A 5,876-nucleotide genomic window follows, 5' to 3' on the forward strand; every position below is an offset into this window, starting at 1 on the left:
TCTTTTCACCATCCGACTGACATGGCCGAAAATAATCAGGATAGCCAAAATAGTGAACCTATTAGATTCAACAAACGTGATTTGGCGGCTAAGCCAATGCTTTGGCCCTACCCTCGCATGTAGGCTCGCCAATTATTTTTAGATTTACTGGCTTTGGTGGCCCCGCCACTGCTTTTCCGCATGTAAAGTTTCAGCAAAAAATGGCTTATTCTTGGGGCAAATGGCAAGGACGCCATTTGAGTGGAGCTTGAAGGGATACATTCGTAACGACAACGCGGTTGGCGCCCATAGAATAAGCCATTTTATGCGGTTAAAAACTTTTGCAGCGACGGCTTTCTTTGCTTACTTTCTTGAGCTGTAGCAAGAAAGTAAGTCAGACAGCAAGGATGCTGTTTGAAAAAAGGAATGGATTCCAGTGCGCGCAGCACATGCCTTTGAGCGTCATCACACCAACATTCGAGTCAAAAACCATCAGCGGACGCCGCGCGGGACGATGGCGCGAAGCGTGCTTTTGATTTTCAGTTTTAAAAAATGAATAAACTCCGGTGAGCACCGCACATAAGTATCTGGAGTAAGGGTTAACGTAAACTTGAAGTGGAAAAAGTGGAAAAAATGACAGAGATACCCATGAAATCAGTAGGCAAAATCCTTAGTAGGCGGATTAACTCTTATGGCTGTCTTGCTAATTCTCTTAATTCTCTGGCCCCATTTAATTCTCAATTTGATAATAAACAACTTGGCTCTCGAACAATGGATCCTTGTGCAGGTAACTTTTTACATAGGACATGCCAATTTTTTTCATCACGGCTATTGATCCGAGATTGTTTTCTACCGCTATCGCAGTGAAACGTTTAAGGTCGTTATTTGTTGCAAGGGTATTTTTTATATGTAATGCAGCTTCACTGGCATAACCTTTCCCCCAAGATGACTGAAAAAAGCGCCAGCCCAGTTCTAAATTATCGAACTCAGGCGAATCTGAAAAAAAATTCATTGGCCGCACGAGTATCCAACCTATGTATTCATTGCTTGAGCTAATATTGACTTGCCACAAGCCCCAGCCTTTTTGCTCATTAGAATAACTTTCCATTCTAGGGACTAGAATGTTGTTTATTTGCTCCATGGAAGAGGGGTTGCCGCCAGTGATAAATCGCATGACCTCTGGGTCTTGGTCAAGTTGAAAGAGCAACTCGCCGTCTTCTTTAGTCATTAGCTTGTAACTTAAACGGGCAGAAGAAATAATATTCATTGGATACCTTTTGTACGAATTACTAACAGTTCCGTTCTATTCGATACAGACAGCATGCTCTAGTTAGCATCGCTAAGTCTCAAGTTATTCAATCAACATCGGAGTATATTTTATGATTGAGATACAAGCTTTAATTATTTCACACTCATCTATATTACGAAAATTAAATTCAGGGCTTCGTGCCCTGCCCCGGGAGCCTGCGGAGTCAGGTTCGTTAAAAAACAGAAATCAGAAGTGGAATTGAATTACCATATATAAGTGACAACACCTGTACCCGATTAAACGCAAGGTGTACTCACTCCAAATCACTTGCCATATCTATTCTTATCTCTATTCGTATCCCTATTCATATCCATAAAACGTCAACACTTGCTCAAACAATCTCTGTATTTTTAGATCCGTTGATATACTAACAACAACAGATCCTACAGAGCTGACATACTGTACTTATTATCTGTGGTATTAATATTATGATATTAATGTTGTGGTATCAGTGTTGTTATCTTGTTCATTGCTTATTAAGTCTTTAGCCAAGTATTGAATGGATTTTTTACATTAGGTTTTATAAAAACAGGGGAATTACATGACCTCAAAGCTTCCTGATAAAAGGTCGAGTGCCCAGGATGTTCAGGCATTTCTTGGCAAAGTCAAAAATACACCGCTGGTCACTGGTGTAGGCAAAGGCAGATTAATTTTTGCAATGGATGCCACGGCAAGTCGTGAGCACTGCTGGGATATGGCGAGTCAAAATCATGCGGCTATGTTTGTAGAGGCATATAAGGTGAGCACACTGAATGTGCAGCTTTGTTATTACCGCGGCATGGGCGACTTTACAGCGCTTCCTTGGACACGCAGCGCGGATGATATCAAACAAGCTCTACTTTCGGTGCGATGCCTAGCTGGACAAACCCAAATTGCCAAAGTACTTACACATGCATTGCGTGAGACTCGCACCAGTAAAGTCAACGCGCTGGTATTTGTGGGTGATTGTGTCGAAGAAAACCCGGATTCACTTGGCGCCTTAGCAGGGCAGTTGGGAATACTCAACCTACCTTTATTTGTTTTTCAGGAAGGAAAAAATTCAAATGTTGGCAGTATCTTTTCACAGCTAGCGACATTGAGTGGTGGCGCACATTGCCAGTTTGATCAAGGCAGTGCCAAACAGTTAGGTCAGCTGTTAGCGGCGGTCGCCGTGTATGCAGCAGGCGGTAAACCTGCCCTAGAAAGTCATTTATTGAGTAAGGATACGAGCGTGCGCCGATTATTGCAGCAGCTAAAATAGTCATGCTTAAATAGTCATGATTACATAGCCACTAATAATTCAACTGTTTCCACGGAAATAACCACACCGTAAATAAAAGTATGACTGGCTTTGCGGCTTAACTGATACCTTAAATAAGTGAAAACTCTATGTTAATACTTGTAGCTTTAATAGCGGTTGTCATCATCGGCTATATCACAGTGGGATATATTCAAACCCTGAAACAGGAACAAAGAAAAAAAGCCGGAGCGAAAGCCGGCTTGCTGGCTTTTATCGCGGGACTGATCTTGCTAACGGTCACTGGGAAGCTTTATATTTTGGCAGCACTGGGAACAGGTTTGATTGTATTGGCTAAGCGCTTGTTTCCTTTTTTACGTTACTTTCCACTTTTTCAAGGCCTTTTCCAGAAAGCTAAAGCTAAAAAAAATTCGGGTACGTCCAAGCAATCTACCGTTGAAACCAGTTTACTCAAAATGACACTTGACCACGAAAGTGGTGAAATAGATGGTGAATTATTGGACACGGTTAGCGAGGGTAAATTTCTGTCTGAATTTGAGCTACCGGATTTAATTTCTCTGTATATCGTAGCGGGTAAGCAATATCCGGATTCTACTGAGATTTTGGCCACCTATCTTGATCGCAAATATGGTACTGACTGGCGCGAAGCGGCCAATGCAGAAAATGGCTCTCAAGAAAGTGGACAAAACTCTGGCGAGAGCAATAACAGTGAAATGACGGTCATTGAAGCTTATGAGGTACTGGGCCTTGATAATAAAGCAACAGAGGAAGAGATTATTGCCGCCCACCGTAAACTGATGCTAAAGCTCCACCCCGATAAGGGTGGAAGCAATTATCTGGCAACAAAAATAAACCAAGCAAAAGATTTACTCGTGAGCAACAAGAACACGTAAGCGAGGATAAGTAAGCGTTGGCCGCTCATACTTTTACATTTGTGTTGTCTACCCCTTATTTAGACGCAGTGCTGGGGACATCAAGGGGTATTTAAGAAGACATTGTTATATTGCGCATCGACATAAAAACGTAAGCACTACCTTTATCATTATTGATAAAGGTAGTGCTTACGGTGTTGAAATAAATTATTGCGGGCTGAAAATAGTACTTTATTATCGAACATCGTCGCTAAAATCTACAAATGCTTAGTTCTGCAATCAGGCAATTTTCATTTAATCCAGATTACACAACAACCCATATAAGTGATGACCTGCCAGCCGCGATTGATTCAAGCGTATCTTTGCAATTCGTACATTGAAGCTATTCGTTGTGCGTTGCCAATGTGCCATTTGCAGTCGTAGCAGTGGCTCGAAAAAACTGGTTTTGACGATCTGCTTCGCCACCAAAGGCTCTTTAAATACTTCTGGTTACAAAACTCTGTTTGTACCTCTAACTATATTTTTGTTCTAGTTAATCTGTCACTAAACAAAAAAAAGAAAGTTTTGTATGAAAAAGAATTTTGATGAGCTAAAAGGTGAACTTCAAGCAAAACTTTTATTCTGGAATAATATAAAAAGTAAACAAGCCAAAGCCTTATTCATATTAGTATTTTTTGGGTTGATTGGATTAAAAGTTTTTACCACTATTTTAACTTTCGACTGGCTTGTAAGCTTATTATGACCATCAATTTCCGCCCCCTTAACAAACATGATATTAACTATTCAAAAGTTATAGACCTTTTTTTCGAAGCTTTTCCAAAAATTTAACGCCTACCACAATGGATGGTTAAATATAGAATGAGAGATGGAAAGGATGGTTTTGATGTTTTTGATGTTTTTGATGTTTTTTATAAACATAATAATTGGGTCGGGTTTATCTTCGCTAATGAGTATAAAAACATAGTATTTATAGAGTTTTTTGCAACATCAGAATCGGTCCGTTTAAGTGGTTACGGAAGTACAGTGATGGACTCAATGAAGAATAAGTATTGAAGAGCTAGATCAGAAAGAAGAAAATTATAAAGACACCCATCATAATAAATCGCAAAACTATTTTTTTGGCTGCTCGTTATCATGGGTGTCTTGTTAATTCGTTAGTTCGTTAGTTCGTTAAAAAAGCAGAGACCCTTATAACTGCTCATTACACTATGAACGACGAGTTAAACTATTTACAAGATGCTAATTTTTATCAGGTTGGTTTGTGGTCGATGCTTCCAAGCGCAGCAGGCCGGCGTAATATGATAGGTGATGGTACTCACGGAATTGGGGACGCTTGTATCGCGTTATCTGCAAAATGCTAAAGGACAACTTATGAATAAATTACTTTTTATTGTTGTGACTACTCTGATTTCACTGGGGTGTAGCGGGAGTAACTCAACAGAAAAGGCAGGATTTTTGAAATCGCGGAATGAGATATTTATAGATGAGCTATTAAATAAAGCTGCTAAAGCGGTTGAGCGCTCCAACACGTCGAGCTTGGACGAGCTTGCTGATCAAGGTTTAGATGTCAATGCTAGCGGTGAGCACGGATATAATCTTTTGTATTGGGCATTACGGTCAAGCGAACCTAAAAGCTTTGAAAAGTTGTTGCGTCTTGGCGCGAATCCGGATGATCTCTCAGAAACAGGAAAGTCAGTCACTTATTTGGCTGCAGATAGCAATGATAGTCGTTACTTGTCGCTTGCTTTGGAGTATGGTGCAGACGTCAACGGCGTTAGTACCGCAGAAATGGATACTCCTATTTTTCGAGCGCTTGGTGCGAAAAGTTTAAACAACACTTTAATATTGATAAAAAATGATGCGGATGTAAATTTTCAAAACAAATTTGGAGAAACTCCGGCGATGAGCGCTGCTGCATTGAGAAATTTCACGTTTGTCGATCTCATGATTAAAAATGGTGCAGACCATTGTAAAGTCGATCGGTGGAACAACGATTTATTCTACAGGTTAAAAAAAGCTGAAAGTTTAATGGATAAGTCAGCTTCAGAATATCAAATCGTAAAAAGGCTTCTAGAGACGCTCCCTGCATGTGTGGAGTAGTGAGGCGTAGACGACAAGCCAAACACTATGTTCTGCTTTAATTAAACAGGACACTTCAGTAGCTATTTTTCGTCTATTAATCAACTGTTTTCACATAATTCAGAATTTAGAACAAGCGCTTTGCGCTGTCGTGCAAACCAGCTCTAAATATTGCTTATTATGATGAACGGCTTTTATTCAAACAGACTTATCTGAGGCGGTGCTCGATTTACGCCTTTAGGTAAATGCTTTCAGAACGTACTTGGTATTTAAACGGTTAGAAAACTAATTCCCCCAACGTCTGCTTCACGCCCTAAGCTGACTGTCACCTGACTGTCACCTGAGTGACATATACCGTCGCAGCGGTGGCTCGATAAAACTGGTTTGAACGATATCGTAT

General features: G+C 40.4%; 6 protein-coding genes. 5 read left to right on the top strand and 1 reads right to left on the bottom strand.

Annotation, left to right across the window (positions count from 1 at the left end):
• Nucleotides 1-709 precede the first annotated feature (709 nt).
• Nucleotides 710-1,246 carry a GNAT family N-acetyltransferase gene (locus QZ562_RS18770; protein WP_293763621.1) on the bottom strand — a complete coding sequence of 179 codons (537 nt, stop codon included), beginning with the start codon at nucleotides 1,244-1,246 and terminating at the stop codon, nucleotides 710-712.
• A gap of 583 nt (nucleotides 1,247-1,829) precedes the next feature.
• Between QZ562_RS18770 and QZ562_RS18775 the strand changes: the two genes are divergently transcribed.
• The 5 genes from QZ562_RS18775 to QZ562_RS18795 all read left to right on the top strand — a co-directional run bounded on the left by QZ562_RS18775 (nucleotide 1,830) and on the right by QZ562_RS18795 (nucleotide 5,497).
• Entirely contained in the window at nucleotides 1,830-2,528 is a 699-nt protein-coding gene (locus tag QZ562_RS18775) for a VWA domain-containing protein (protein ID WP_293763624.1), read from the top strand.
• 128 nt (nucleotides 2,529-2,656) lie between these two features.
• Nucleotides 2,657-3,418, top strand: a complete 762-nt coding sequence (locus tag QZ562_RS18780) for a DnaJ domain-containing protein (RefSeq protein ID WP_293763627.1) — start codon at nucleotides 2,657-2,659, stop codon at nucleotides 3,416-3,418.
• A gap of 547 nt (nucleotides 3,419-3,965) precedes the next feature.
• Entirely contained in the window at nucleotides 3,966-4,139 is a 174-nt protein-coding gene (locus QZ562_RS18785) for a hypothetical protein (protein ID WP_293763630.1), read from the top strand.
• 466 nt (nucleotides 4,140-4,605) lie between these two features.
• Nucleotides 4,606-4,758, top strand: coding sequence for a hypothetical protein (locus QZ562_RS18790; RefSeq protein WP_293763633.1), 153 nt, complete (start codon nucleotides 4,606-4,608; stop codon nucleotides 4,756-4,758).
• A 10-nt stretch (nucleotides 4,759-4,768) separates the two neighbouring features.
• A complete protein-coding gene (locus tag QZ562_RS18795; RefSeq protein WP_293763636.1) occupies nucleotides 4,769-5,497 on the top strand; it encodes an ankyrin repeat domain-containing protein in 729 nt (242 codons plus the stop codon).
• Nucleotides 5,498-5,876 lie beyond the last annotated feature (379 nt).

The organism is uncultured Paraglaciecola sp., from assembly GCF_913058035.1.
Lineage (GTDB): Bacteria > Pseudomonadota > Gammaproteobacteria > Enterobacterales > Alteromonadaceae > Paraglaciecola.